Raw genomic sequence first — 26,450 nt, 5'->3', positions numbered from 1 at the left:
CGTCCTCGGAGCCGGCAACCCGGCCCCGGTGCGGGCATATCGGAGGCCGGGTCGCCGGTATGTCCGGTGGGTCGTCAGGCGCGGCAGCGCAGCATTTCCAGCGGCGGGTTGGCGTAGAGGTCCGCCCAGTGGTCCGCGCCGAACTCGCGTACGCCGGCCTCGGACACCTCCACCGGGACCCAGGTCAGCTCACTGAATCCGGCAGCCTTCAGGCAGTCCTCGTAGACCTCGCGGCGCGGACGGTTGGCGACGAACGAGACGGGCGGGTCGAGCAGCGCCGTGGTCCGGACCTGCGGTCCGGTCTCGACCTCCTCGCCGGTGAGCTCGCTGCGGAAGCCGTACTTGGCCGGGGACGGCCCGTCGAAGCGGAAGTCGGGCGACTGGTTGAGCAGGAACAGCTCGGCACCGGGCTTCAGGCTCTGGTGGATGTTGCGGCACATCAGCTCAGTGGTGGCGATGTCCGGTGCGTAGTTGAGCAGCTGGACCGCCAGGCCCACGTCGAAGGGCTGCTCGAAGGTGCGCAGCGCGGACACGTCGCCGACCTCGTAGCGCACGCCCAGCGGGTCGTGCTCCTCCAGCTTCTGCGCCACGGCGACCATCTCGCCGGAGATGTCGATTCCGAGCACGTCCGTGGCGCCGCGACGCTTGAACTCCCGGCTGTAGAAGCCGGTGCCGGAGGCCAGGTCGAGGACCGACTTGCCGCTCACGTCCCCGACCAGGGCCAGAAAACCTGGCACCACCGCGTACTGCTCCAGGGGCAGGGCCTTGAACCCCTCGTACGCCTCACCGATCTCGTCGTACTGCTGCTGCGCACTCATAGCGTCGTCCTCCCCGTGTGTTTCACCATGTCATCGGCCCGGCCGCCCGCGATCGGGACGGGCCGCTGCCTCTGGCTGGCAGTCTCTCCCAACCTGGCAGGCCGTCAGGCTTAGCGGAAACCACAAAAATATGGACATCGTCCCGGGATCCCGCACAGGGGGGCCGGCGAGTTCGAGCGGATGGACACGGCCTAGTTGTCGATGCCGGTCACCGCTGTCGGGCCGAGCGGAGCCTGGTCCTCGCTGATGCCGGCCTGGCGCAGTGCGGCCGCGACCGCCTGCTTCGCTTGCTGTTCCGCGCTGTGGCTGTCGTCAGCTTCTACCTCCAGGCGGATGCTGAACGTGCCGTTGTCATTGACGGTGAGGATGTCCAGGTCTTCCGATCGGCCCAATGCCGTGTGCTGCGGATCGGCGGGACGCAAGTGCTCTACGACAGCGCCCCGTTCGGCCTCGCTCACTTCGTACAGGAACGTGCCTGGGATGGAGATGACGAAGGTGGTCATGCAAACTCCCCTTGTTCTATTGCCAGGCGCCCCGGCTCCTGCAATGCGGCACGTGCCTGACAGGTGTCGAGCCGGAGTGAGAACTCCTCCGCCGCCCAGAGCGAGAAGCCCCTCCCACTCGACATCTCTCAGGTCCGAGCCGGTCAGCGCGAACAGCACCTGACGCCCGGCCGAACCAGCCCGAGGACCAAAACTCATCCCCATATCCTGCCCCACCGCAGCGGATTATTCCGGCGACACCTCGCCATCTGCAGAAGGGGCGGCCCGCCGGATTTTGGCGGGCCGCCCCCTTCTGCGTGTGTCTCAGATCGTCGGGTCGGTCACGGATTCTCGTGGGCCACGACGTTCGTGATCAGGGGTCCACAGCCGCCGCCGCCATTTTGGGAAGCGAACTCCAGAGTTGTCAGGTAGTCACGCGCCTTGAACGTGAATGCTGCACGCGTCCAGTGTCCGGCTGTGGTCGGCCTGCCTGGATTGAACAGTTCGGTGGTGGGGCCGTTGGGGCCTTCTGTCACACCGGCACTGTAGACCTGGCTGTTGTTGCTGGGGCATCCGGACCATGTGTCGGGTGATTGGAGCCACCTGACGGTCACCGTCGATCCGGGTGTGGTTTCCAGGCTTTGAATCACCGTTCCCGAGGTAGTGCCGTTGAGGCTGAGAGCCTGGGTGCCTGTCGGAGCTTTGGCGAAGCCGCGGCCGAAGACGTCCACGTCGCCATGGGTGATCGACCAGCCGGGCAAATCACGGCTGCCGACGGGCAGGTAGCGGTAGGAGGTGCCGTCCTGCTCGACGGCGACCGTGTTGAAGTTCGGGTTCTCCACGCGCAGCCGTGTGTCTGCCTGAGCAGGAATGGCGGCAGTGATGAGGAGGGGCAGGGACAGCGCGAACCCGAGTGCGGAGCGGATCAAACGGTTAACCCTCATGGCGGTCACTCACTTTCACTTGTGTCAACAGCGGCCTCGAAATATGCCGACCGCGTCCTGAACCAGGCAATTGCAGGCGGCACTTCCGCCTGGTGCATGCCCCAGGCCTGACGCGTGACACGAAGACGCACTCGTGTGAGTGATGTAAAGGAATAATCCGTTCATGATCTGATACGAGTGACAAGCGTGCCCCCGGAGTCGCGGCTTCGAGCCGAACCCCCAGAGCGGAAGGTCAGGTGCACGCACTACGCCCTGTAGTTCACCTCTTCACTGCGCACGGCGTCCAGCGCTCCCCCACTGCGGGCTTCTCGTTCCTGACCGGCGCAGTTCCCACTCCTGTTCCGCCAGCTTGTGCGGGGTTGCGGATCCCCGGCGTCACACCGGTCGCAGGACCCAAGGGCCGGCCGAGCGGACCATGAAGAAGCCCGGAACTGGAAGGGGGATACGCCCCCGCAGGTCACCCTCCCGGTCCGACGACAGGCGTAACCGCCGTACGGGTCGTCCCGAGCTGCGTCCACGCCTCAGAACCTCGCCCCGTCCAGGTTGCCGGGCGAGGAGGCGGACAACGCGGAGCATCGCCGAGTGTGGAGCTGTCTAGGACTGACGGCGCGCGAAAAGAACCGCCCCTGGAACGCTCTCGTCGAGGTCGAGCAGCAGTTGGGCCTCGACCGTGAACCCGGCATCACGTAGCCAGGCCGCCACTTGGTCAGGCTGGCGGCGGTGGACGTAGACGTTCATGGGGTGGCCGCCGTAGCCCTGCGTCTTCAGCCTCGACTCGTCGCCAACGTGAAAGCCGAGCAGCAATGGTCCGCCGGGACGCAACACCCGGTGGAAGTGGCCGAAGACCGTGGGGATGGCATCGTCGGGGACGTGAATCAACGACCAAAAGGCGAGCAGGCCGACGACCGAAGCATCGGCGACGTCGAGGTCCGTCATCGAGCCCAGCTCGAACCGCATGTCGGGGTGGTCACGCCGAGCCACGTCGATCATCACGGGTGAAAGATCGATCCCGAAAGCGTCCACACCCAACTCATGCAGGTGAGCGGTGACGTGTCCAGGCCCGCAGCCCACGTCCGCCACCGGACCGCCGCCGGCGGCATGCACCAAGTCGGCGAACAACGCCAGAGCCGCTCGAAGGTACGGTTCCCCGGCCAGAGCCTCGCCTATTTGGTCGGCATAACTGACCGCTACCGTGTCGTACGAGGTCCGGGCGTCTGCCAACCAGCTGTCCGTATCCATGCCTCGCCACACTAGTCCCGTGATCAGGATGTCGTGCACAGCAGACCGGGACCAGATCCTTCGAGATGGGACAGCACAGTTCGGCGAGGCCGGTCAGCCGAGCGCGGAATCGCCGCTGTTCCGGTTCAGGAGCGGAGGGGAGGTTCGCCGTTGCACAGGTGCGAGCCGCGCCAGGCTGCCCTGCCGGGTCCTGGCGGGTTGGCTCGGGCTGGATCGGGTGCGGCGGGACGGTCGGCTGGGTGCACAGGCCCTGGTGGCAAGCCGATCCCAAGGTCGTCGGACGGTGGAGCATGTCACGTCCCGAAGAACGCGCAGCCACCGCCTGTTCCTGTGAACAGCCTGGCCCGGGAGTGTTGGGGTCGCGAAGGGGTTGCTCCGAGCGGCTGCCGCGACGGTGGCGCGGCTGGACCTCCTACGCCTCCCCGCCCTGGCACCCCGGTACGCGACCTCCGCGAAGCCGCGCCCGGGGTGTCTGCTGCTGCCGGACGACACCGGCGGCTACGACCGTCCCGTCAGTGGAACTGGCCTACCTGGTAGTTGCCTGCGGGCTGCTGGACGATGACGTTTCCGCGATTGAAGGCGTTGATGAGGGCAATCGTGCACACCAGGGCAGCGAGCTGCTCCTCGTCGTAGTGCTTGGCGGCATCCGCCCACGCCTCGTCGGTAACGCCACCGGCCGCGTCGGCGATGCGAGTGCCCTGCTCCGCCAGCTCCAGGGCGGCGCGCTCCGCATCGGTGAAGACCGTGGCCTCCCGCCAGGCCGCGACCAGGTTGAGGCGCGTCGAGGTCTCCCCGGCGTGAGCGGCGTCCTTGCTGTGCATGTCGACGCAGAACCCGCAGCCATTGATCTGACTGGCGCGGAGCAGCACCAGTTCCCGCGTCGCGGCCGGCAGCGTCGAGTCCGCGAGCACCTGGCCCGCAGCGACGATGTGCTTCCCGAACTTGGCTGCGACCGGGCTGGCCATGAGGTTCAACCGAGCTTCCATGGTGCACTCCTGTGTCGTGGTTGGGGCTACACCTCTTGGACGGAACAGCTCCCACAACCTGTGACACGAACAGAATGTGACCTGCGTCTCCCCTCTCGCGCCGCAGCAGGGACCCCCACGCCAACGTTCAGGTCCGCTGCCGAGACTTCGCCCCTGACCCCAGGCGCCCCTTCGCTGTCCGGCTGCCGCGGCCCAGCGTTGCGCCGGCCGCCGCGCACGCCCGCGCGGCCGAATGTGGTGGGGCAGCGCCCTCAGGCGGAGACGATGTTCTCCGCGTACAGGCCGCTTGGAGCCTGCATGACATCGAAGTGCACCTTCTGCCCTTCGAGCAGTGAGAAAAGGCTCCGATCAGCGATGTGCGAGAAGTGGGCGAATACTTCAGCGCCGTCCGGCTGCTCGATGAAGCCGAAGCCCTTGGCTGCGTTGAACCACTTCACGGTGCCAGTGGCCATGCCGTACCTCCTCTTGAGCAGCGGCGATCGTTACCAGAAGAAAAAGGCGTCCACCGGGACAGAATGCCGACGAACGCGCTTGAAGTATTCGGGTTGCACCACCGAAACGAATTTCAACAGTATCATGGTGCGAGCGACCGGGTGCATAAAGGCATATACTCCTTCCACCCACTCGCAAAGCCTCGTCCACGCATTGCCAAATTTCTGTTCTGCCGGGAATATATAATTGATTTTCCCGGCCGCCTTCGCCCCGCGCACCGGTTACCCGGAACGCCGGTCTCCTGGCAGCCGAAGACCGGCGTTTCCAGCAGGGGCCGACGGTAGTAAAATCCCGTGGCATGTCGAATGCCGATGATCTGCTTGCCGACGTTGCCGCCACGGTGGAGTCCGAGCACAGCAATCAGATGTCCCTCACCGTAGTTGCCGGTGGCGCCGTCATCACCGGACGGCTGGCTCCCGAGGCTGTGTGGAGGCAACGAGTGGCCGAGGTGCTGAAGGACTCTGATCGGCTGGGTCCGTTTTCTAGCATCTTCATGGCCCCCAGCACCAAGCCCCGCCCGGATCAGGACGCGCCTCCCACGCACCTGCATTTCCATGTCGCGAGGATCCTCCAGGGCAACATCGGGATTCCCGAGACGGGTGGGATGTACCGCATCGCCATCAAGGATGTGAGCGCGTGGACGGTAGGTGACTTCAGCTACTCCGATCAGTGAGCAGCTCACCCGGCCTCTAACAGACCGAGGGCCCCGACCGGTCGGTCGGGGCCCTCAACGCTGTCTGCCTTGATGTGTGTGCCGCCCCGTTACGCGGCTGCCGAGGCGCCGAGCAGTGCAGAAGCCGTCGCGAGCGGGGTGAGCAATGTGGCGGAAGCAAGGCCAGGGGCCGGGCGGCACGTGAAGCCGAGACGGGTCAGGGCCCTGGTCACTTCACTGGCGGTGAAGTCGCGCCGGTCCTGTCGCGTGATGACTTCCCCTACCTGCTTGACGGGGTAGTGACGACGGCCGATGATCACGGACTCACCCACGACGGGTTCGGGCTTGATGCCCTTCATCGACGCCTGCACGTCGGTCTTGACCAGGTCGAAGGGGAAACGGGCGATGACGCAGCGCATTTTGCCTCAGCAGGGTTGAGAGGACGGGCGGGGGGTGCCGACGGGCGGAGACCGGCGAATCGGTGTGCTGGTCCTGGGGTCCTAGGAGTCCTGGGGGCCCCAGCAGTCCTAGCGGTCCTAGGCAGCCGCGCCCAGAAGGGGCTGCGGCCCGGACTTTCCAGCCGCCGCCCGGGAGTTCGAGCCCGTACGCCGCGTCTGAGCGGGCCGGCTGCGTCGGCCCCGGTTCGAGGAATCGCCGCGCTTCGGGCGCTCCACCACCGGTGCGGTAATCGTGACGGGAACACCTGAAGGGGCCTGTGCGCCGGTGATACGGCTGAGTTCCGCCTCGCCCGAACGGACCTGGGCCGTCTGCGGGGTGATGCCCGCGGTTTGCATCAGGCGGGACATCTCACGGCGCTGGTTGGGCAGCACCAGGGTGACGACGCTGCCTGACTCGCCGGCGCGTGCCGTACGGCCCCCGCGGTGCAGGTAGTCCTTGTGGTCGCTGGGCGGGTCGACGTTCACCACGAGGTCGAGGTTGTCGACGTGGATGCCGCGCGCGGCGACATTGGTCGCCACCAGAACCGTCACATGACCGGTCTTGAACTGCGCCAGGGTGCGGGTGCGCTGCGGCTGGGACTTGCCGCCGTGCAGCGCGGCAGCCCGTACACCGCTGTTCAGCAGGTGCTCGGTCAGCCTGTCCACCGCGTGCTTGGTGTCCAGGAACATCAGCACCCGCCCGTCGCGTGCGGCGATCTGCGTGGTCGTGGCGTTCTTGTCAGCACCCTGTACGTGCAGCACATGGTGTTCCATCGTCGTCACCGCGCCCGCCGAGGGGTCCACCGAATGGACCACCGGGTCATGCAGGTAGCGGCGTACGAGAAGGTCGACGTTACGGTCCAGGGTGGCCGAGAACAGCATCCGCTGTCCCTCGGGGCGTACCTGGTCGAGCAGTTCGGTGACCTGGGGCATGAAGCCCATGTCGGCCATCTGGTCGGCCTCGTCGAGCACCGTGATGGCGACCCGGTCCAGGCGGCAGTCGCCGCGCTCGATGAGGTCCTTCAGCCGCCCCGGCGTCGCCACGACCACCTCCGCGCCCCCACGCAGCGCACCGGCCTGACGGCCGATCGACATGCCGCCGACCACGGTGGTCAGCCGCAGTCTCAGCGACCGGGCGTACGGGGTGAGCGCGTCGGTCACCTGCTGGGCCAGCTCACGCGTCGGTACGAGCACGAGAGCCAGCGGCTCACGCGGCTCGGCCCGCTGCCCCGCCGTCCTGGCCAGCAACGCCAGCCCGAAGGCCAGAGTCTTGCCGGAACCTGTGCGCCCGCGGCCCAGGACATCGCGCCCGGCCAGCGAGTTCGGCAGCGTGGCTCCCTGGATCGGGAACGGCACCGTGACCCCCTCGGCACCGAGCGCGGCCAGCAGCGGCGCGGGCATCTCCAGATCCGCGAAGGCCTCGACGGCCGGAAGAGCAGGCGTGATGGTCACCGGAAGGGCGAACTCCCCCTGCACCGCGGTGGGACGACGCCCGTAGCCACCAGAACGGCTCGGAGCGCTGGAGCGGGCCGGGGCACCGAAACGGCCCCCGCGTCCTGAACCGGCGGAGCCGCTGGTGCGGGAAGGAGAATAGCGGTCGTTCGTGCGAGCTGTGCGGTTCACGTAGAACCTTCCTCGATGCGGCACGTATCAAGGAATTCCCGGCACGGATGAACAGCACAGAGAACCGCAAGAACGAACCGAAGTAAATGCGAAGACGAGACCGGGCCGATGGGAAACATCTGAGGCCAGTTACGTCGAAGATGATCCGGCATATGCCGAGACGAAGGCGGGATGCGGGATCAGGGGGGCTCGGACGGACCTGCGTCCGGAGCCAGGGGCGGAGCGTCCGCCGTACGGTGAGACAACCAGAGCACTTCAAGGTGGCGTCGCTCGCGCAACGTACACGACGCGGTCGGCGTGCCCTGGGGAAAGCAACGAGCTGGGGCCCGCACCCCAAGGTGCGGGCCCCAGCTACGCCGTACGCTTCAGCGTCAGGCGGGAACGATGTTCTCCGCCTGCGGGCCCTTCTGGCCCTGCGTGACGTCGAAGCTCACCTTCTGGCCTTCCTGCAGCTCACGGAAGCCCTGGGCGGCGATGTTCGAGTAGTGGGCGAAGACGTCAGCGCCGCCACCGTCCTGCTCGATGAAGCCGAAACCCTTTTCCGCGTTGAACCACTTCACGGTGCCAGTAGCCATGTCATATCTCCTTGGGGGCAGTACCCGGGCCCGCACTGTGCGAGCCCCGAGTCGCCGCGATGATCGCCCCGTCCGGAAAACAACTCCGGCATACAAAAATGCACCCGCCGACACAAGATGCCAGCAAATGCACTTGAAGTTTTTGGGAACCACAACTGCAACTGAGATCAACAGTAGCACGGAGAAATCGCCTGAGGGCGGTGCGTAATATCACTCCCCCGGGCACGCCACAAACCCTCACGGCACATTGCACTAATTTCTGTGCCCGCCGCAGTAGATACTCACATGCGAGGAGCCGCGGAGTGCCGTGTTCCATTCCCGCCGGCCGAACCCACTGTGCAGGACGCAGCCTGCTCCACCTACAACCTGCCGGTTCCAGCGAGCTCGGGACCCGCACATCAGCTTTTCGGGCGGCCAGGGACCGCCCAAGGGGCGGACCGGATGAAGATGCCTGCGATGAGCCATGCCTTCCGGTCGAGGCCGGCCGACCACCGGTTCGTGTATACGACGATCCCTGGGATCGCCCGCCGGTCACGGCCAGGCTCCGCACCGTTCAGCGCGGGCGCCCGCCTGATGCCGGCAGGCGCTCCGGCATCAGGCCGCGGACGGAGGATGAGACGAGTCGCCGGCGCGGCGGTATTCGGCGTTGATGCGCTGGGCTTCCTCGAGTTGGTCTTCGAGGATGACGATGCGGCAGGCGGCGTCGATGGGGGTGCCCTGGTCAACGAGCTCACGGGCTCGGGCGGCGATACGAAGCTGATAGCGGGAGTAGCGGCGGTGGCCGCCCTCGGAGCGCAGCGGGGTGATCAAGCGGGCTTCGCCGACGGCGCGGAGGAAGCCCGGTGTGGTGCCGAGTATTTCGGCGGCCCGGCCCATGGTGTAGGCGGGGTAGTCGTCGTCCTCGAGACGGCCGAGGGAGTTGTCTGCTGTCATTTCACCTCACTGGTTGAGTGCTTGTGACGGGAACGCGTGGAGGGGCCTTGGTGCCGTACGGCACCAAGGCCCCGAAGGAATTTCAACACCATCTGCCGGCCCTATTACTGCGCCGGCCCTCTATGTCCGCATGCCTGCCCAAGAAACTGCTGGGCGGGGGTGCGGGGATCGCGGTGCGTGACCGGAGACCACCTGCCTATCTGAGGTCTTGCGGTACCCAGGCGGCGCTGCCGCCCGGGCGATCCTGATGGCGCTCGAACTCCTCCGTTCTTCCCTCTGGAAGCAACTGCTTACCAAACCGGTACTGCTACACGGGTATTGCTGGGTACTGCTAGGTACTGCTGGTGATGCGAACTGCTCGTGGCCTTGACGGCCACTTCGTCCGGCAGCCAGCCCCGTCGCCCGTCCTGCGTCTGCTCTGGCTTAGAACCCCACTGCCGGACCTCTCAGCACGCGCGCCCGCAGCCGGCGCCTTCACTGAGAGACCACTGAGTACTGCGCTGCTGGGTACCGCACCTACAGAACCTCTTACTGCGTTACTGCTCACGGCGGCCCCTGATCACTGCGGGCTACCCGGTCCGGCCGTCAGTTCCGTCGCCATCCTGCAACAACCCTGGCTTCAGTACTCCACCACCGCACCGTACTGCGCACTACTGCCCGGCAGTTCATCTCTGCCGGGCCCTGCTCGATCTCGGCTACGAGAGAAACCATAACCACGCGACTCCCCAATGTCTACTCCAGCCACCATAGATTTCCGTGCGCAGAAGGCAGAGGAAGCCTGTACTTGCCGACAGCAGTCGGGGATGGCAGCCTCACCGAGCCCGCCTGGCTGCGTAAGGGCCTGGCCAGGACGACGACAACCCCAACTCGGTTGCCACGCGCAGACGTGCTCCAGATGGGCGAGTTGCGCGACCCGGGCGAGGCACAGCGACGCGGCAGGCGTCGTCGACGCCGTCGGCGTACGCCGCACCAGGGAGCGGGTGTGGCTGCCGGTGCGGGTGTGCTGTGCACAGTCGTACCGTCCCCTCGGGACCGCTGCCATTACACCGTGCTGCCCACCCACCAGGCCGTATCCGCCCCAGCACCTCAGCGACGAGACAGGCACGAGCCATCGCCCCCGCCAACCGAACCTCGACGGATACCGGGGAATCGCCAGGTGGTCCTCAAGCACACTCGCCGCCCTCCGCGCCGGCAACGCCGAACCAGTGCGGGCCGACGTTCCCGCCCCCCCAAGATCACAAGCTGCATCATCGCCGGACGCCGCGCATCCTCCGTGCTTCTGACGACTCGGTCCTCACTCAGCAATGCGATGGACGTTCCTGAGCTCCCGAGGGCTTGTCCAGTCGAATCACCCGCCCCATCGAGGCCGGTCAGGTTGTCCGACCCGGGTGCCATGCTGTGCCGTCATGGACATCGAACAGTTCTGGAACCTGATGGACCAAGCGCGCGGCAGAGCCGTCGATTCATCCGATGCCGACGACATCGCTCACCACGCCACCGCACTGCTGGCCACCCACGAACCCCAGCAGATACGCGACGCCCAGCAGACCCTGTGGGATCTCATGGCCGCCTCCTATCAAGCCCCGCTGTGGGCCGCGGCTTACCTCATCAACGGCGGATGCTCCGACGACGGCTTCGACTACTTCCGCGGCTGGCTGATTGCCCAAGGCCGCACAGCCTTCGAACAAGTCATCGCAGACGCCAACCATCTCGCCGACCTTCCCGCCGTCCAAGCGGCAGCGGAAGCGGGAATCGATCTGGAAGGCGAGCAAACCTTGAGCATCGCCTGGGACGCCTACGAGAGGGCAACGGGTACAGAACTTCCCAGCGACGCCTTCACCATCAACTACCCCAACCTCGATCCAGCCTGGAATTTCGACTTCGACGACCACAGCAGAATCGCTGCCCAACTGCCGCGGATCGCAGCGCTCTGCCTGAAGTGATCGGCCAACCAGAAAACGATCCCCGGGGGGGGGGGGAACTCCTCACCGCCATTTCCTCAAAGGCGGTGAGGCCTTCGGGTCGCTCCCGCAACAGCTCGCACCGCTGCCGGCCGAGAAGCGAACCGCCCCCGTGGCCGGCCACGGGGGCGGTTCTTCATGCGCTCGCGCGGTGCGCGGTCACTTGTTCTGCAGCGGCAGGCCCTTCGGGGAGATGAGGCCCTTGGCCGGGTCGGCTCGGAAGGTTGCCGATCGGTCACCAACGCCGACGAGGCCGCCGGACACCAGCCCGATCCCCGCCAGGCCCGCATCAACGAACGGCTCACCAGCAAACTCGCCCGCACCAACACCGAGTTCACCCTGCTCAAGGACGGCGTCGACTACTGCTGTCGGTGCTCGCGGCCGAGGACGACGAGCTGGAACGTCTCCGCCGGGAGCCGAGTACGTTCGCTGGTACGCACGCCGCCCCGGCTCGCAACAACGGGCAGGAGAACAACGCTCAGTTAGGAGTTCTTACTGACGCCGCTGGCCAAGGACACAGAACTCGTTACCTTCGGGGTCTGCCAATACAACCCACGATTGATCACCCTGGCCGATATCAACACGCTGTGCGCCATGAGCCACCAGCCGAGCCACCTCGGCGTCCTGGTCATCAGGCCTGAAGTCGAGATGCAGTCGGCTCTTAGCCTTCTTGCTCTCATCAAGCCGGACGAAGTCCAACCCCGGCAGGCGATCCGGCTCGGGGCGGATCTCGAACTCCTCATCCGAGGAGTGGACCACAACCCAACCAAGAGCCGTAGCCCACCACTGCCCCAAGGCCACCGGATCTGCCGAGTGAACAACTACCTGTTCCCATTCCAAGGTCATCCGCCGAGCTTAGATCAGCCACGGCTTCGAAGACAGGTGCTCAAGGCGTCGTCCCCCTGCGCCGCCGCTGATGTCACACCACGGTGGTGACTGGTTCGGGCCGGGGTCGCTGCGCCCGTCGTGGGACGGGGAATCTGACGAACGACGAGTGGGCCCCCCGGCCGAAGCCACATTTATCCAAGACGTGCCAGCGGGGCGGGCGTTGGAAGAGCCACCGCAGAGTGGTCGACGGGATCCTCTTCCGGGAGCGGACCGGAGTGCCCTGGCGGGATCTGCCGGCATGTTTCGGCAAGTGGAAGACCGTCTATGAACGACACCGACGCTGGTCGGCGAACGGCACATGGGACAAGATCCTGCGGGCCGTCCAAGCCGACGCCGACGCGGCAGGCCGCATCGACTGGTCCCTGGCGAGCGTGGATTCCACCTCCTGTCGCGCCTACCAACACGCCGCCGGAGCACGCAAGAAACCGCCGCGAGTGCCGGGAAAGGCATGGAAGGCATCCGCGCACTCGCTCCGATCACCTCGGCGGCGACAAGGCGTACAGCTCCGCGACGCCATATCAAAGGCGGTCGGCCCGCCGGCTTCGACAAGACGGTCTACAAGCGTAGGAGCGAGGTCGAGCGGACGATCAACAGGCTCAAGAACTTCCGGGCCGCGGGCCTACGTCTTCCATGGCACCGTCACCGTCGCCGCGATCTGCCTCTGGCTCCGTCCATGATCCGCCGGACAGAACCTGGCGGTGAGGCGCTCGAAAACCAGTGGAACAGCGCCGCTGTGCGCGATTACCGTGCTGCCGAAGCAAGTCGTCTAGTCAAGGACATGCCGTTGTACACCCTGTGAGACCTCCCGAGCGCTGAATCGTCGCGCGTCGCGCATGTGCGCCGCGCTCCTTTTTGCTGCGGACTTCTCACTGAAACCGGTGTACTTCTGTGCTCAAAAACTGGGTGGTCATGCCCACCTGCCTGCCACTCGTTCTGCGCCGTTGCCACGCGTACGCGTCCGAGCGCTTCCGGGCAAGCGGTAAATTTCGCGTCAACGCAAACCACAAACTCATCGACGCCTGGCTCCTCGCGCTCTGTACCGCTTGCGGGGAAACTGCAAAGCTCACGGTCCTGGAGCGGATGAATGTGCGCTCCGTACGACCTGAGCTGCTGGACCGGCTGCATGACAACGACCCTGGCCTGACAGCTGAGCTGCTTCAGGATCCGGCCGTGCGGCGCCGTAATCGCATCGCCCTCGACTGGGACAACGCCTGGCGCCTCGACACCGGCGGATCGGATCACCTGGACCGCGAGGTGATCGACGTCTCGGTCCGCTTTGCGGCGCGGATCCCTGTCCGGCCGGTCCGACTGATCGCTGAAGGTTGCGGTCTTTCGCGGGCCGAGGCCGAGAGACTGATCACGGAGGGGAAACTCGTTTCGGCAGTCCGGCTGAGCGGCAAGCTCTCCGGCGACTTCACCTTCACGCTCAAGCGCTGAGCCCTCCTCGGGACCAAGGGCCTGTCCGGCAAGATCCGCCGGACAGGCCCAGTCGACATGTTCCAGGAGCCAGTGGACAGGTCATCGCCGATCAAAGAAAGCGTGGGCCACGGCCGACACGACAAGGCCCGCCACCAGGCCGGACCAAGACATCTGGAGCGGCAGAACGGCCAGACCATCGTCAGGATCACGGCCATCACCAGGTGGTACTGGGCGACGTTCTCTCTGGTTTGTAGGTGCGTCGTGCACTGTCGCATCGCCCAAAGGAGGGCCGCTGTGTACGACGGTTCACGTCGCCGTGTCGGGCACGTCGGGGTTGTCGTTGAAGGCTCGTGGCTCATCAGGTGGCCTCCGGAAGACTCCGTCCCTTCCCTGTACGCATGCCGTCGGGACAGCGGTACTGGACCGTGCTGGATGAGGACCGGCTGGCACCCGTAGCAGCGGCGGACGAGTTGCGACACGTGCGCTTCGGTCGTGATCAGGCCGAGTCGACGACGCGTACATACGCCGGGGCGGTCGCGCTCTACCTGACGTGGTGCGGCTGCACCGGCCGGGACTGGACGACGGCGGCGGGTCGCCTGGGCAGCTTCATGTTCTGGCTGCGGCACTCGCCCGGCGACGGCACTCCGGTGGTGGCCCGGCCCGGGAGCGAACCGGTCCGCGGGCCGCGGGCCGCGCCGGATCAACACCGTGCTGGCCGGCGTCCGCGAGTTCCTCGCGCACGCCACGACGCTGGGAACGGTGCCCACGTTCGTGCTGTCCCAGCTCTACGAGGTCGCCGACGACCGTGACCTGCCGGTGCAGGCCCGCGGCGAGGGCAGCGGACTGCGCTACTACGCCAAGGCCCGGCACCGGGCCGCCGAGCCGGTTGAGCCGGTCGGCCGCGCCAGCGACGAGGACGTCCTTGCCCTACTGCGGGCCTGCCGCTCGGCCCGGGACCGGTTCATCGTCCTGTTGCTGGCCAGGGCGGGACTGCGTCGCAGCGAGGCCGTGGGCCTTCGGCACGAGGACATCCACTTCGTCCTGGATGCCAGCGTGCTGGGCTGTCGGATTCCCGGTTCTCACCTGCACGTGGTGCGCCGGACAACGACAACGGCGCCTGGGCGAAGTCGAAGCGTTCGCGCGCCGTCCCGGTCGACTTCCTGCTGGTCCAGGCTTACGACCAGTACGTCGTCGAACGGGACGCCTGCCGCAAGGCCCGCAACAGCGACTTCGTGCTGGTGAACCTGTTCCGAGCGCCGCTGGGGGCACCCATGCCGCCCGGCGCCCTGAACGACCTGTTCAGCCGGCTCTCGCGCAGGGCCGGGCTGGCCGACGGCGTTCATCCTCACGCCCTGCGGCACGGATTTGCCAGTAACGCCGCCGACGCCGGCGCCGTCCTGGACGAGATCGCCGATCTTCTCGGCCACGCGAACGCCTCCAGCTCCGAGGTCTACCTGCACCCCGACCCGCAACGCCTGCGGTCCGCCGTCGAACGGGTCGGTGCTCTCGCTCCCAGGAGGAACGGATGACTACGGCCCTGCAACTGGTGCCCGCTCCCGCATCGGATCTGCTGCCTGCCCGCGCGAAACGGCTGCGCGCTCTGATCCGGCCGGAGACGCTGGACGTTCTGAACTGGGACGAGAAGTCCCGGATCCTTCGGCCCTCACCGGACCACCCGGAAGACGGACCTGGGGTTGTGCTCGGCCTGCCGCAGCAGCTGGAAGCGGAGCGGCAAAACGCCGGAGGACTTCCTGGCCACCGAGCCAAAACAGATCAGCAACATCTCGGGCGGGTGCGCGGTCCCGAAGTGCAGGCGCCCCTGGACGTCGTCCCGCACGCAGATGTGCATGCGGCACCGCGAGTTGTTCACGAGGCTGGGGCGTCCGCCGCTGGAAGAGTTCTTCGCCGACCCGCGCGTTCGCCCGCTGCCGGGCTTCGGCCTGTGCTCGGTGGACGCCTGCCACCGGCACCAGGCGAACAGCTCCAACGCGTTCTGCCCTCCCCACTGGGTGAGGTGGCAGGAGGCACAGGTCCCCGACGCTGATTTCGAGACGTGGTGCCGCACCGAGCCCGGCACGGCGGAGTCCACCGCGCTGAGCCTGCGTGGGTCTGCCGGTCCTGGTGACCGCCGAGATCCTCTACGTCCTCCAGGCCCGCACGGACGCCGAGGTCAAGACCCCGCCCCTCCTGCTGCGAGGCGTCGTCCGGCACCTGCGCGAGCAATGCGTCGAGCAGTTCGACGACGTCCAGGTGCCCCGCGACACCCATCTCGCCGGCATGGCCAACCGCATGCGCCGCACACTCGCGGCCGCCGTCTCCACGCCGGAGCTGGAACAGATCAAAGACGTCTGGAACATGGGCGCCTTCGGACTGGGCCAGTGGCGCAAGATGGACTTCACACCGTTGCACCAGGAGTGGATGCGCCAGGCCTGCAAGACGTGGGTGCTGGACGAGATCCCCCGTCGTTACGGCAAGAACATCCCCAACAGCCTCTCCGACATGATCCTCTGCCTTCGCTACCTCTCGCAGAGTCTGGTCCGGTCCCGGCAGGACGGCGGAGCGGACATGACCGCGCTCGGCCGAAGCGACATCGAGGCGTTCACGCAGTATGTGACTCATCTGGCGCACACCGGCGAGATCAGCGCCTTCCGCCGCACGACGATCTGCCGTTTCACCGGCCGGTTCCTGCGTGAGATCCGCGACCTGGGTCTGACCAGGCCCGGCGAGATCCTCGCTGAGCTGCCCGACGACTTCGCGCTGCGAAGGCATGACATGCCCCCGGTCATCACCGAGGAAGGACCGGTCAGAGCCCTGCCGAAGGAGATCCTCAGCCAGCTCTGCGAGCGACTGCCCACCCTCGACCAGATCCGCGACGGCAGCGACGACGCTCGCGCCGCCATCGAGGTCCTCGTCGACACTGGTCGGCGCCCCAACGAGATCGGGTGCCTGCCCTGGGACTGCATGGAGACCGACGAACACGGCAAATCCGTGCTCGTCTACACCGACTTCAAGAACAACCGCATCGGCTGCCGCCTGCGGATCCCGGACTCCACCGCAGAGATCATCGTCCGGCAGAAGAAGGCCATCCGCGCCCGCTTCCCGGACACCGAGCTTTCCAAGCTGGTCCTCTTCCCCCAGCCCCGACGGAACTCCGAGGGCACCCAGCCGTTCCGGATGCAGCACATCGGCAACGTCCACCGCCGCTGGGTCAACGCCATGGCCCCATTGCTACTGGCTGACGGCACCGAGTTCCCAAAGCTGGAAGTCGTGCCCTACTCCTACCGCCACTCCTACGCCCAACGGCACGCCGACGCCGGAACCCTGCCCGATGTGCTCCGTGAGCTTATGGGCCACAGATCGTTGCAAACTACACAAACCTACTATCGGGTCACCGAGAAGCGGACCCGGTCCGCGGTCGACAAACTCGTCTCACACCACGCCCGCCTGCGGATCGGCCAGGTGTCCGTCCCCTACGGGATCTGCGTCGAGCCGAGCAACGTCAAGGCCGGCGGCCACGGTTGCCCGTTCCGGTTCCGCTGCGTCGGCTGCGACCACTTCCGCACCGACCCGTCGTACTTGCCGGAGCTGCGGACCTACCTCGACACTCTGCTCCGGGACCGCGAACACCTGGCCGCAGCAACCTACTTGGACGGGCTCACGGACGACGAACGCGAGCAGATCACGGAGGCCACGCGGACCCTGCGCAAGACCCGCACCGTCTCCCTGGGCATGCCCGGCATCCGCCCGCCGGAGCCGGACCTGCGGCTGGAGCGTGACACGTGAGCTCATCACCGGACCACCTGGCCCGAGCACGGGCAGCGGACTCCGACCGGCGGCGGACCCGTGTCCTCAAGGTCCTCGACAAGCCGGCCGCGGACGGCGAGGAGATCACCGTCTCCTCCGTTACCCGCGCCGCCGGCGTCCACCGCAGTCTGATCCACCGGCACGGTGACCTGCACGCGGCCGTTCTCGCCCGAGCGGGCGAGCCGCCTCCCGGCGCGACGGCCGGAACGCAGGTCAGCCGCCAGTCGCTGCTGGCCGACATCGCGAACCTCACGGCCCGCAACGGCCGTCTGTCCGCGCACATCACCCGGCTCGAACGACGTCTGTCTGAAGCGCTTGGACAGGCTGCTTGGGAAGCCTCCGGGCTCGGTGCCCCCGCCGACGTCGAAACACTCACCCGCCGCATCGGCGAGCTGGAGCAGCGGATCCTCGACCTCCGCTCCGAACTCGCCGAGCGCGATGAGGACCTCGCCGCCGCACGCGCCGCGAACCGGGACTTGATGGCGCAGCTGAACCGCTGACGGGGCGGTTCCGGAATACGCCAGAGACCTGCCTTCTGCCAGCAGCAGAACACCGGTCCGACCGGGCCCGGCGATCACTACAGTCCAGGCTCATGACGACGGTTACAACGCGCACGGTCGAATACGCGGCCGACGGCCTGACGATGATCGGGCACCTCGCGCTCCCGGCCGGTGTCGACCGCCGGCCCGCGGTCCTGGTCGGGCCTGAGGGGATGGGGCTCAGCGACGTCGAGCGCCGCCGGGCCGATGTACTCGCCGAGCTGGGATACGTGGCGCTGGCCTTCGACCTCCACGGCGGGCGCTATTTGGGCGACCCTGAGGAGATGCTGGCCCGTTGCATGCCGCTGCTCGCCGACCCCGACCGGATGCGGGGCATCGGCCACGCGGCGCTCGACGTGCTCCGCGTCGAGCCGCGGACCGACCCCGACCGGATCGCCGCCGTCGGCTACGGCACCGGGGGCGCAATCGCGCTGGAACTCGGGCGCGACGGCGTCGACCTGCGCGCGATCGGGACAGTCAACGCACTGACCACGGGCCGACCGGGCGAGACGGCGCGCATCCGCTGCCCAGTGTGGGCCGGGGTCGGGTCGGAAGACCCGATCATGCCGCCCGCGCAACGGGACGCATTCACCACCGAGATGCAGGCCGCGGGCGTCGACTGGCGCCTCGTGGTCTACGGCGGCGCCTTACACGCCTTCCACCACCCACCGGTCGACCACACCGTGGTCCCCGGCGTCGGCTACCACCCACGGCACGCGCAGCGAGCGTGGCGTGACGTCGTCGACCTGCTCGCCGAGTGCCTGCCCATCACGGAGTGATCTGGTCGAGAACCGCGATTCCGGACCGCAAACCAAGCCGGTCGACCGTCACCACGCACCAAGCTCGGCCACCCACCACCGGTGCTTACCAGTCGCCACGGCAGGTTTCTGGCGCATTCCGGTCCTGTCCCCTGACCCAACCCAAGTCGTCGCCATCACCCCCAACACGCCAGGGCGGCGGCGTCAATCGCCAGGTGCACAGTGTTGTCAGCAACGATGACCAGGGCGTTCGCCAGGCCGGACGGCACGGCCACGGGCGAGCCCTGGTTCTTCTGCACGTCGGCCCAAGCGACCCGACGCGAGGCAGGGGCCAGCAGGTTCCGCGCCCAGACCAGGTACTTCGTGCGTCGCCACGATCACCGCAAGTGCGAGGGGGACTGCGTGATCAGCAGGAACGGCAGCCCATACGTGGTGCCATGCACGATCGCGGGCCACCACCGCTTGACCTTCTCCGTCGCCATCCAGTCCGACTGGATGAGGTAGTCGCCAGCCAGATGCGCCAGCCGGCTCTCGAAGAACAACATCAGGAAGCCACCGCCTCGGTCCACGACACCTGTCGCTCACCCAACGACCGCGGACACACGCGCCTGAGCTGCACGATCATCGTGCTTCCCGGACTCGAACTCCGAGCAACCCCGAGAGAAGCGACGTGCCGCAGGCACGTACCCCAGCCCATCCGTGGACTGACACCACCGCCGATCTCGGCCGCCGACGGCGCCGCCTTCCCCGCGGCCTGGCGGTCGGTCTGACCGATCACGTGGTCCGCGAGGCTGTGGCCGACAGAGAGCAGGGCCCACACCGAGCCGAACGTCGCCAGGGTGGCAATCTCGTCGATGGAAGCCATCAGCGACCACCCACCAGAGCGAATCGCGAGGCGAGACAGTGACGCCGGACGACCGCGACACCGAACAGGAGACCTCGGCCAGCGGCTCGGCCGTTCCGCCGGCCGAGCCAGGCGATGTCGGCGGCGGCCGCCTTCGGCCTCTCGACCCCGTCGTGGGCAACGAGCGTGGTGTCGATCGGGGTCCAGCCTCCGCCGGGGGCCTCTTCACGCGGATCGGCCCGGTGATCGTCTCCACGGTGGTCGTGGCAGACCGCCGTCCCGGCAGCTACGCCTGGAGCGCAGCGCGCCGCGAGGCGTATGCGAAGGATCAGGACGGTCCGCTCGCCTTGGTAGTCGGCGGGCAGCCTCAGCTGCGGGCGAGGCCGCCCAAGTCCTGGTGGCCCACACCCGGTGCGCTCAGCGCCAGCCAGCCGTGGCCGCGTATCTGGGTGTCGTCGCCGATCCGGGTGGGGTCCACCGACAGATGGCGGCACGCCGTGGCGGCGTCCGCCGTGCCCTCGTTGGGCTCGGCCGCGTCATACTCCGGATTGAAGTACTCGTCGTCGACGAGCAGGTCTTCCCAGGGCAGTGGCTCACCGACCCACTCGGGATCGTCCTCGCGCGTGTACCGGCGCCGGATGCGTCCTTGATCTGCGACCACCCAGACGTTCGATCCACCCGCTTCGTCCTCGAAGAACATCTGGGCTTCGCCGCAGCGGGCGCTCAGCCGTTCCACCGCGCTCATCCACTCGTCCCAGTCGACGCCGACCACGTCGTCCAGGTTCCCGAAAATGAGCCGCCAGCCGTCGAGTTCCGGCGTGACGAACACCGGAGACGCTCCCGGCCGCTGCGGCAGCCGCCCCACGTCGGCCCCCTCGCTGAGCGTCACAGGGAACCGGTCGTGCAGGTCCAAAGCCGTGAACAGGCCCTCGTACCGCTCGCCCGGAACCGCGAACCACCAGCTTTCGGAAAGAACCGGGTAGGGCTTCTCGTAGCAGGACTTGAGAAGAGCCCGGCGTGCCAGCAGCATCCTCTCGCGCTCGCCCAACCCGTCGGTGAATCCGGCTTCCAGCAAGGCATCAAGCCTGTTCTCGATCATGAGTCAGGAGAATAGGGCGTCCCACTGACAACGTAACTCGTCCCTGCGCTTGCCCCATCGGCCACGGTGGCCACTCGCAGCCCGCTGCGTCCGAACGCCCGACACGGCGGCGTGGCGGTGTATGGCCTCGGTACCCACATCGCCCGAGTCCTCGGCCATCTGGGCATGCGCCAGGACGTCCGCTCGCCATGACCAGCCGGATCCTTGCGGGACTGGCCGGTGCTCACGCGGACCGGACCGGCCCGGACCGGACCGGACCGGACTCGGAACAAGCGCCCCGAGAACCCGCCGACAAGCCCGCCACTCACCAGCCCCCCGTCAATTAGCCGCCCCTCCCCCGTCTCCGTCCAAGTTCCACTCCTGCGGCAGTACTTCATCGCAGAAGACGCAGATGAAGTCCTCCTCCCGCACGATGCTGAGCTGACCGCAGGCGGGGCAACGACGGAACACCACCTCATGAGTGAAGCCGGACGGGTGCTCGATCCCTACCGCGTCCAGAGCGTCCGCGACGGCCGACCACGAGCTGCCGTCCGGGCAGTAACCGGTCGACTGATTGCTGACCACATCGACCACCCATCGCCCGGACTCCTCTCGGAAGCTCATCTCACCGGCAGCCAGGACCGTTCCTCCACCAGCACACACCACGTGCTCGCTACAGCGCGGCGCGAGCCGCAGCACACGAGCGGCGTCGACGACGAAGGTGAAAGGCTCGCCCAGCTCCTCCGTGTCCAGCGCCGAAGCCCAGTCGTCGAAGTCCGCTGCTGACCGAATGTGCCTGCCCTCGACCCCCGGCCGGACAAGTTCCAGGAGGTCAGCCGGCCCCACATACCGATAGTTCCACCCCTGCAGGCTCATGCCGGCAACCTAGCCCGGCGGCAAGTCACTGCCCAGGGAATTACCGAACTCGCCGGGACTCCCGCGATCGACGGCGTACTGATCCGCTCGACGTACTCACGTACTTGGCCGGTGCCACCGGGAGCGGCTCCGGCGCTGCTGAAGAGCTGGCGCCCCTGCACGACGCCAGGGCGCCAGGGCGCCATAGAGTCGGGCATCTCCTACGCCGTGTAGTTGCTCGTGGAAACGTCGTGGTCACAAGGCTTGCCGTGCCGGTATCGTCCGGTCCCCCGACCAGCCAATTCCGGTGGTCTCCGACGTGCGGAGAGCGATTCTCATGACCAGCCAGCGAGCAACAACGACCCTGTGGCGCCCCACTGGCCCCAAGGAGCTGGACCTGGTGCGGGAGCTGAACTGGCGTGCCTGGCCGCCCCGTCTGCCCGAGCAGCCGATCTTCTACCCGGTTCTCAACGAGGACTACGCGATCAAGATCGCGAGGGACTGGAACGTGAAACACGACGGAGCCGGCTTCGTCACCCGTTTCGAGGTCGAGTCGGAGTTTTTGCGTCAGTACCCCGTTCAGCAAGCCGGCGGGCAGACGATCCTCGAACTGTGGGTTCCAGCCGAAGAACTCGACGAGTTCAACGCCCACATCGTCGGGGAGATCCAGCTGGTCCACGAGTTCCACAGAGAAGTAAAGCTCCGGACTCGATGACGTTCGGCACGTTGGGGCCGCCCACTTCTCTCGCTGAAGCCGGGCAACGCTTCACGAAGTTGTTGTCGACGCCGGGCACCCACCTGGTCGTCATGGTCGGACGACGACCGCTGCCTGACAATCGCGCAATAGCCGCAAAGCCGACATGCTCGGGAGACATCCAGTAGACATGGAGCGACAGCTCGTGGCCGTATACCTTGTCCAAGTGCCAACGCTCCTCACCCACTTTGAAGGCCGGCAGCATGTGGCCGCCCGGGACCAGCACCCGATGGAACTCAGCGAATACCGTCGGGAGTACTTCCGGTGGCGTCTGGACGGTTGCGTACCAAGCGCAGATGCCGCCGAGCACGTCGTCTCCCAGGTCCACAGCGGTCATCGATCCTTCTTCGAACCGCAGCCCCGGGTGGGCTCGACGAGCGACCGCGACCGTCTCCGGTGACAGGTCGATGCCGAAAGCGTTTGCTCCGAGGGAGTTCAGGTGGGCCGTGATGCGGCCGGGGGCCGCAGCCGAGGTCGGCAACCGGCCCGGCGTCCGGTGCCTGCACGAGCTCGTTCGGCATAGTCAGCGGCAACGGTGTCGTAGGCCACTCTGGCAGCCGACGCTCGCGGCCAACCAACTCCTCCTGCTCATCGACGGCACACTGGCAGCCGGCGCCACCCGCCCCGAGACGCATCCCGCCTCAGCCGCCCGTCGGCTTGCCGAGCAGATCCTCGACACCCCGCACCGGCACCACAGGGCGACCTGACGCGGCCTGACGCGACCACTGAAGGCAGGAGCTGTTCTTACGCCACGGCGAGGAGGAGCGAAGCGGCGGCCAGCACCAGGAAGCTCCCGGGGAAGACGATGTTGCGGAAGACGCGGGCGCGGATGTGGACCGCGATGGCGCCGATGAAGAACAGGACAAGCCCGATCGCGGCGGCTCTTCCGATGAACTGGACGCCCAGGAGCCCGAGCAGAAGCCCGGCAGCTCCGGCTGCCTTAAGGGTGCCAAGCATCGGCAACCAGGACTGCGGGACGCCTACTTCGGCGGAGTTGGCGAGGACGAACTTGGCTCTCGCGAAGTCAGCGATGGCTATCCAGGCATTGGCCGCGATGGTGATGACGGTGACGACTGCATAAGCAATGAACATGTGAATGCCCTCTGTTCGGCCGAGAATGCGGTAGGGGGTGGGGTGTGCTGCGTGCCGAGGATGTGAGCGGTTGCGGGATTCTCGATGGCCTCGTCAAGCTCCAGCAGGGCAACAGACTCGGCGGTGCCCGCTCGCTGCACGTCAAGCCTCACCAATCCCCGGCATGGCGTCCAATACCCACATCTATAACCTGACGGCATGGACGTCGACACCCGGCTGCTGCGCTACTTCATCGCCGTGGCAGAGGAGGGGAGCCTGAGCCGAGCCGCGGAACGGCTGTTCGTGTCTCAGCCGGCACTGACCAAGCAGATCAAACAGCTGGAAGCTCAGCTCGGCGTACGGTTGTTCACTCGGTCCCGGGCCGGTATGGCCCTCACCGAACCGGGCCAGGTCCTGGCGGAGCGGGTTCCCGCCCTGCTGGCCGACTGGGGCAAGGTGCTGCGGGACACGAAGAGTGCGGCCGGCCAGGCAGCCCGCGTGCTACGCGTCGGTTTCGTGGCCAGTGCCGCCAACGAGGCCACTCAGCGCATCATCGCGGCGTTCGCGCGGCGCCGACCGGGTTGGAGGGTCGAGATGCGGCAAGCCGCGTGGTCCAACCCGAGCGCCGGGCTCACGGCCGGGGACGTTGACGTTGCCTTGCTGCGGCTGCCCTTCCCCGGCCAGGACACTCTGCGGGTGAAGGTGCTCTTCACCGAACCCCGCTGTGTGGTGCTGCCCACGGCCCACCCCTTGGCCGTACGGGAGCGGATCGCGTTCCGCGACCTGTGGGACGAGCCGTTCGTGGCAGCCCCGCCCGAAACAGGATCGTGGCGGGATTACTGGCTGGCCACTGACGCACGCGACGGCCACCCGGTCCGCATCGGCGCCGTCACCGACCAACCGGACGACTGGCTCAGCGCGATCGCCAACGGCTACGGCATCGCCCTCGCCCCCGAATCCGCCACCCGCTTCTACGCGCGCCCAGGCGTCACCTACCGGCCGGTCAGCGGTGTCAGCCCCACCCAGGTCGCCGTTGCCTGGGCATCCACCGCCGACACAAGCCCCGTCGTTCAGGACTTCGTCCGCTGCTGCCTGAGCAGCGGAGGGCGCCGAGGAGACGAGACCACCACCTGACTGCCGTCGCCATCGCGACGAACAGCACGCACCCGCCGGCGAGGCATGCTGTTCGTCGCGATGGCGTGCCGGCTCAGTTGGCGAAGCGCTCGCCGAAGTACGTCAGACCGGAGGGGCCACCCAGGGACGTCGAGCCGAAGCTTGTCGAGCCGGTGGCGGTGATACCGCTCGTAACCGCCTTGAAGAGCCAGACGGAGCCCGCGCCGTTGTTCTCCGCGAAGGCACCGGCGGTCAGTTCGGCGCGGCCGTCGGCGTTGCTGTCCGTGAGGTGTACGGAGCCGCCGAACTGGTCGCCCGATTCAGCGGCGCCGGGAACCCCCGCCGTGTCCTGCGAGAAGCTCTTGGAGCCGGTGCCCGTCAGGCCCGTGGCGGAGCCGCGCAACACGGTGACCGTGCCGGCCGCCGTCTTGCTCCCCAGCGCCTCGGACGATGCGCCGACAGCGACATCGGCGTAGCCGTCGCCGTTGGTGTCACCCGCGGACAGGCTCCAGCCGAAGCGGTCGCCCTTCTCGGCCGCGCCGGGGACTCCGGCGGTGTCCTGGGTGATACGGACCGGGGTGCGGGTGGACAGGCCGGTGGCGCTGCCGTAGGTCACGGTGAGCGCGCCGCCCAGGCCGCCGTTCGGCTCGTCGGTGGACTTCTCCATGAAGTTGCCCGTGACGATGTCGCCGAAGCCGTCCTTGTTGACGTCGGCGATGGCGGCCGCGTAGCCGCCCGCGAGCTTGCCGGACGCCTTGAGACCGGTGGCCCCGCCCTTGTAGAGGACGCTGCGGGTGATGTACCCGTCGCCGCTCTCCTGCTGGCCCATCACCAGCAGGTCGGCGGCGCCGTCGCCGGTGACGTTCCCCGCGACCAGCCGGTCGGTGCCGATACCGGTCTGGTCGTACGTGTCGATGCCGGTCAGAGCCGCTGCCTTGCCGGTGCGTGTGATGGGCCCCTTGAAGACGTTGAGCCCGGGACCGGCGACGTTGATGGCGGCGAGGTCGGTCTTGCCGTCGCCGTCGAAGTCACCGGCGGCGACGTCCAAGCCCAGTTCGTGCCGGTACTCGGGCAGCGGCGAAGAGATGTCGGTCCCGGAGGTGAGGCCGGCCGCACCGCCCCATACGACGGTGAGGACGCCCGAGTCGTCGGTGCTGCCGATCCGCTCGGCGTGCACGCCGACCACGAGGTCGGTGTAGCCGTCGCCGTCGAGGTCACCGGCGGTGATGCGGTCGCCGAAGTTGTCGCCCGTTTCCGGAACGCCGGGGATCCCGGGGGTGGCCTGGCTGATGAGGGTGCGCTTCGACTTGTCGAGGCCGTTGCTGGTGCCGTAGACGACGGCGACGTACCCGGCGTTGGCCTTGCCGTCGACCTTCGCGATGGGCGCGGCTATCGCCAGGTCCCGGTAGCCGTCACCGTTGAAGTCACCCTGCAGCCCGGAGGGCGCGGCGGTGGCGCTGCCGGCTCCGGCGACGAGCAGGCCGCCGGTGAGGGCGGCCGCGGCAGCGGTGGCGAGCGAAATGCGGAGGTGCTTGTGCATGCGGGTCTTCTTCTCCTGCGGCATGCCGGATGCCGGTGTGGCATCCGAAGTTGATGGGTCTGATCGACCGTGTCCGGGGCGCTTGCCCCGTGGACACATGTCGGCCGATGCAGAGATGACCACCGGAGATCCCCGAAGGTTGTACGGGGACCTCCCCGCCTCCGCGGGTCGGTCCCCTCATCGGCGGGTGTTCAGGCGGCGAACCCGAGCGCCAGTGCACCGACCACCGGCGCCGCGTACACCAGGGGGAACGGGATGTGGGCGTACGAGCGCGCGCGGATCACGGTGACGACGGCCCCGGTGAAGTACAGCACCAGGCCGATCCCGGCCAGTACGCCTATGACCGGTACAAACAGACCGGCCAGCAGGCCCGCCGCCCCCGCGGCCTTGGCCGTCCCGAGCCAGGGCCACCACGACTGGGGAACGCCGTAGTCGGCCAGGGGCTCCACGACCCACTTGGCGCGGAAGAAGACCGAAGCGGCCGAGAAGCCGGTCATTGCGGCGGCCAGGACAGTGACGACGACGTAGGTGGTGGACATCAGCAGTGCTCCTCAGCAGGTGAACACCGGTGCGGGGTCGCTCCGCCCGGGTGTGGCGAGTGGTTCACTGCTTTGACGCGTCGCGGTGCGCGAGTGTGACAGGACG

General features: G+C 67.4%; 29 protein-coding genes and 2 pseudogenes. 11 read left to right on the top strand and 20 right to left on the bottom strand.

Annotated features, from left to right (window positions below; genetic code table 11):
* Nucleotides 1-74 precede the first annotated feature (74 nt).
* The 6 genes from ABZX79_RS23370 to ABZX79_RS23345 form a co-directional block, all read right to left on the bottom strand.
* Entirely contained in the window at nucleotides 75-818 is a 744-nt protein-coding gene (locus ABZX79_RS23370; protein WP_355260881.1) for a class I SAM-dependent methyltransferase, read from the bottom strand.
* A gap of 191 nt (nucleotides 819-1,009) precedes the next feature.
* Nucleotides 1,010-1,321 (bottom strand): hypothetical protein, encoded by a 312-nt coding sequence (locus ABZX79_RS23365; protein ID WP_355260878.1) that lies wholly within the window; start codon nucleotides 1,319-1,321, stop codon nucleotides 1,010-1,012.
* Nucleotides 1,322-1,641: 320 nt separating this feature from the next.
* Nucleotides 1,642-2,229: a DUF642 domain-containing protein gene (locus tag ABZX79_RS23360; RefSeq protein ID WP_355260875.1), complete on the bottom strand. Its 588-nt coding sequence runs from the start codon at nucleotides 2,227-2,229 to the stop codon at nucleotides 1,642-1,644.
* Between the two features lie 609 nt (nucleotides 2,230-2,838).
* Complete coding sequence (locus ABZX79_RS23355) at nucleotides 2,839-3,483, bottom strand: class I SAM-dependent methyltransferase (RefSeq protein WP_355260872.1); 645 nt, start codon at nucleotides 3,481-3,483, stop codon at nucleotides 2,839-2,841.
* Nucleotides 3,484-3,995: 512 nt separating this feature from the next.
* Entirely contained in the window at nucleotides 3,996-4,469 is a 474-nt protein-coding gene (locus tag ABZX79_RS23350) for a carboxymuconolactone decarboxylase family protein (RefSeq protein WP_355260869.1), read from the bottom strand.
* 251 nt (nucleotides 4,470-4,720) lie between these two features.
* Nucleotides 4,721-4,921: a cold-shock protein gene (locus tag ABZX79_RS23345; RefSeq protein ID WP_355260866.1), complete on the bottom strand. Its 201-nt coding sequence runs from the start codon at nucleotides 4,919-4,921 to the stop codon at nucleotides 4,721-4,723.
* Between the two features lie 338 nt (nucleotides 4,922-5,259).
* On the opposite strand from ABZX79_RS23345, the gene ABZX79_RS23340 reads away from it, so the two are divergent.
* Nucleotides 5,260-5,634, top strand: coding sequence for a hypothetical protein (locus ABZX79_RS23340; protein WP_214980354.1), 375 nt, complete (start codon nucleotides 5,260-5,262; stop codon nucleotides 5,632-5,634).
* An 89-nt stretch (nucleotides 5,635-5,723) separates the two neighbouring features.
* On the opposite strand, the gene ABZX79_RS23335 is transcribed toward ABZX79_RS23340, so the two are convergent.
* The 4 genes from ABZX79_RS23335 to ABZX79_RS23320 form a co-directional block, all read right to left on the bottom strand.
* Complete coding sequence (locus ABZX79_RS23335; RefSeq protein ID WP_355260862.1) at nucleotides 5,724-6,032, bottom strand: SCO5918 family protein; 309 nt, start codon at nucleotides 6,030-6,032, stop codon at nucleotides 5,724-5,726.
* A gap of 117 nt (nucleotides 6,033-6,149) precedes the next feature.
* Nucleotides 6,150-7,673 carry a DEAD/DEAH box helicase gene (locus ABZX79_RS23330; protein WP_355260859.1) on the bottom strand — a complete coding sequence of 508 codons (1,524 nt, stop codon included), beginning with the start codon at nucleotides 7,671-7,673 and terminating at the stop codon, nucleotides 6,150-6,152.
* A 371-nt stretch (nucleotides 7,674-8,044) separates the two neighbouring features.
* Nucleotides 8,045-8,248 (bottom strand): cold-shock protein, encoded by a 204-nt coding sequence (locus ABZX79_RS23325; protein ID WP_034275260.1) that lies wholly within the window; start codon nucleotides 8,246-8,248, stop codon nucleotides 8,045-8,047.
* Between the two features lie 594 nt (nucleotides 8,249-8,842).
* The gene (locus ABZX79_RS23320; RefSeq protein WP_355260854.1) at nucleotides 8,843-9,181 is read right to left on the bottom strand and encodes a MerR family transcriptional regulator; all 339 of its coding nucleotides are present in this window, start codon (nucleotides 9,179-9,181) and stop codon (nucleotides 8,843-8,845) included.
* 1,406 nt (nucleotides 9,182-10,587) lie between these two features.
* Here ABZX79_RS23320 and ABZX79_RS23315 point away from each other — a divergent pair.
* Nucleotides 10,588-11,124, top strand: a complete 537-nt coding sequence (locus ABZX79_RS23315) for a DUF4240 domain-containing protein (protein ID WP_355260852.1) — start codon at nucleotides 10,588-10,590, stop codon at nucleotides 11,122-11,124.
* Nucleotides 11,125-11,634: 510 nt separating this feature from the next.
* Here ABZX79_RS23315 and ABZX79_RS23310 read toward each other — a convergent pair.
* The gene (locus ABZX79_RS23310) at nucleotides 11,635-11,988 is read right to left on the bottom strand and encodes a VOC family protein (RefSeq protein ID WP_355260849.1); all 354 of its coding nucleotides are present in this window, start codon (nucleotides 11,986-11,988) and stop codon (nucleotides 11,635-11,637) included.
* Nucleotides 11,989-12,074: 86 nt separating this feature from the next.
* Here ABZX79_RS23310 and ABZX79_RS23305 point away from each other — a divergent pair.
* From ABZX79_RS23305 to ABZX79_RS23290, 4 genes and pseudogenes are all read left to right on the top strand, one after another.
* Nucleotides 12,075-12,707 (top strand): annotated as a pseudogene (locus ABZX79_RS23305) (IS5 family transposase).
* A gap of 211 nt (nucleotides 12,708-12,918) precedes the next feature.
* Nucleotides 12,919-13,467, top strand: a complete 549-nt coding sequence (locus ABZX79_RS23300) for a DUF1062 domain-containing protein (RefSeq protein ID WP_355260846.1) — start codon at nucleotides 12,919-12,921, stop codon at nucleotides 13,465-13,467.
* 690 nt (nucleotides 13,468-14,157) lie between these two features.
* The gene (locus tag ABZX79_RS23295) at nucleotides 14,158-14,691 is read left to right on the top strand and encodes a hypothetical protein (protein ID WP_355260843.1); all 534 of its coding nucleotides are present in this window, start codon (nucleotides 14,158-14,160) and stop codon (nucleotides 14,689-14,691) included.
* Nucleotides 14,610-14,978, top strand: a complete 369-nt coding sequence (locus ABZX79_RS23290; protein ID WP_355261010.1) for a site-specific integrase — start codon at nucleotides 14,610-14,612, stop codon at nucleotides 14,976-14,978. The genes ABZX79_RS23295 and ABZX79_RS23290 overlap by 82 nt, the downstream gene beginning before the upstream one ends.
* A 134-nt stretch (nucleotides 14,979-15,112) precedes the next feature.
* Here the strand turns inward: ABZX79_RS23290 and ABZX79_RS23285 are convergent, their stop codons facing one another.
* A complete protein-coding gene (locus tag ABZX79_RS23285; protein WP_355260840.1) occupies nucleotides 15,113-15,538 on the bottom strand; it encodes a hypothetical protein in 426 nt (141 codons plus the stop codon).
* 14 nt (nucleotides 15,539-15,552) lie between these two features.
* Between ABZX79_RS23285 and ABZX79_RS23280 the strand changes: the two genes are divergently transcribed.
* From ABZX79_RS23280 to ABZX79_RS23270, 3 genes are all read left to right on the top strand, one after another.
* Nucleotides 15,553-17,232 (top strand): site-specific integrase, encoded by a 1,680-nt coding sequence (locus ABZX79_RS23280; protein WP_355260837.1) that lies wholly within the window; start codon nucleotides 15,553-15,555, stop codon nucleotides 17,230-17,232.
* Nucleotides 17,229-17,753 (top strand): hypothetical protein, encoded by a 525-nt coding sequence (locus ABZX79_RS23275; protein ID WP_355260834.1) that lies wholly within the window; start codon nucleotides 17,229-17,231, stop codon nucleotides 17,751-17,753. The genes ABZX79_RS23280 and ABZX79_RS23275 overlap by 4 nt, the downstream gene beginning before the upstream one ends.
* A 92-nt stretch (nucleotides 17,754-17,845) precedes the next feature.
* Nucleotides 17,846-18,571 carry a dienelactone hydrolase family protein gene (locus tag ABZX79_RS23270; protein WP_355260831.1) on the top strand — a complete coding sequence of 242 codons (726 nt, stop codon included), beginning with the start codon at nucleotides 17,846-17,848 and terminating at the stop codon, nucleotides 18,569-18,571.
* 356 nt (nucleotides 18,572-18,927) lie between these two features.
* On the opposite strand, the gene ABZX79_RS23265 is transcribed toward ABZX79_RS23270, so the two are convergent.
* From ABZX79_RS23265 to ABZX79_RS23250, 4 genes are all read right to left on the bottom strand, one after another.
* Nucleotides 18,928-19,095 carry a DUF3307 domain-containing protein gene (locus ABZX79_RS23265; protein ID WP_355260828.1) on the bottom strand — a complete coding sequence of 56 codons (168 nt, stop codon included), beginning with the start codon at nucleotides 19,093-19,095 and terminating at the stop codon, nucleotides 18,928-18,930.
* Nucleotides 19,095-19,415: a hypothetical protein gene (locus tag ABZX79_RS23260; protein ID WP_355260825.1), complete on the bottom strand. Its 321-nt coding sequence runs from the start codon at nucleotides 19,413-19,415 to the stop codon at nucleotides 19,095-19,097. The genes ABZX79_RS23265 and ABZX79_RS23260 overlap by 1 nt, the downstream gene beginning before the upstream one ends.
* A gap of 346 nt (nucleotides 19,416-19,761) precedes the next feature.
* On the bottom strand, nucleotides 19,762-20,493 hold the full coding sequence (locus ABZX79_RS23255; RefSeq protein ID WP_355260822.1) for a hypothetical protein: 732 nt from the start codon (nucleotides 20,491-20,493) through the stop codon (nucleotides 19,762-19,764).
* A 318-nt stretch (nucleotides 20,494-20,811) separates the two neighbouring features.
* Nucleotides 20,812-21,348: a hypothetical protein gene (locus ABZX79_RS23250; protein ID WP_355260819.1), complete on the bottom strand. Its 537-nt coding sequence runs from the start codon at nucleotides 21,346-21,348 to the stop codon at nucleotides 20,812-20,814.
* A gap of 316 nt (nucleotides 21,349-21,664) precedes the next feature.
* Here ABZX79_RS23250 and ABZX79_RS23245 point away from each other — a divergent pair, with 316 nt between their 5' ends.
* Complete coding sequence (locus ABZX79_RS23245) at nucleotides 21,665-22,042, top strand: hypothetical protein (protein WP_355260816.1); 378 nt, start codon at nucleotides 21,665-21,667, stop codon at nucleotides 22,040-22,042.
* 151 nt (nucleotides 22,043-22,193) lie between these two features.
* Here the strand turns inward: ABZX79_RS23245 and ABZX79_RS23240 are convergent.
* Both ABZX79_RS23240 and ABZX79_RS23235 read right to left on the bottom strand, forming a co-directional pair.
* Nucleotides 22,194-22,630, bottom strand: a pseudogene (locus tag ABZX79_RS23240) (class I SAM-dependent methyltransferase); the annotation flags it as partial.
* A gap of 195 nt (nucleotides 22,631-22,825) precedes the next feature.
* Nucleotides 22,826-23,173: a DoxX family protein gene (locus ABZX79_RS23235; RefSeq protein ID WP_355260813.1), complete on the bottom strand. Its 348-nt coding sequence runs from the start codon at nucleotides 23,171-23,173 to the stop codon at nucleotides 22,826-22,828.
* A 198-nt stretch (nucleotides 23,174-23,371) separates the two neighbouring features.
* Between ABZX79_RS23235 and ABZX79_RS23230 the strand changes: the two genes are divergently transcribed.
* Nucleotides 23,372-24,286: a LysR family transcriptional regulator gene (locus ABZX79_RS23230; RefSeq protein ID WP_355260810.1), complete on the top strand. Its 915-nt coding sequence runs from the start codon at nucleotides 23,372-23,374 to the stop codon at nucleotides 24,284-24,286.
* A 73-nt stretch (nucleotides 24,287-24,359) separates the two neighbouring features.
* Here the strand turns inward: ABZX79_RS23230 and ABZX79_RS23225 are convergent, their stop codons facing one another.
* Nucleotides 24,360-25,805 carry an FG-GAP and VCBS repeat-containing protein gene (locus ABZX79_RS23225; RefSeq protein ID WP_355260807.1) on the bottom strand — a complete coding sequence of 482 codons (1,446 nt, stop codon included), beginning with the start codon at nucleotides 25,803-25,805 and terminating at the stop codon, nucleotides 24,360-24,362.
* A 191-nt stretch (nucleotides 25,806-25,996) separates the two neighbouring features.
* Nucleotides 25,997-26,344 (bottom strand): DoxX family protein, encoded by a 348-nt coding sequence (locus ABZX79_RS23220; protein WP_355260804.1) that lies wholly within the window; start codon nucleotides 26,342-26,344, stop codon nucleotides 25,997-25,999.
* Between the last annotated feature and the right edge of the window lie 106 nt (nucleotides 26,345-26,450).

It is taken from the genome of Streptomyces sp. NPDC002994, from assembly GCF_040611155.1.
GTDB lineage: Bacteria > Actinomycetota > Actinomycetes > Streptomycetales > Streptomycetaceae > Streptomyces.
The sequence above is the reverse complement of the archived record's forward strand: the minus strand, read 5'-3'. Positions and strand labels throughout refer to the sequence as shown.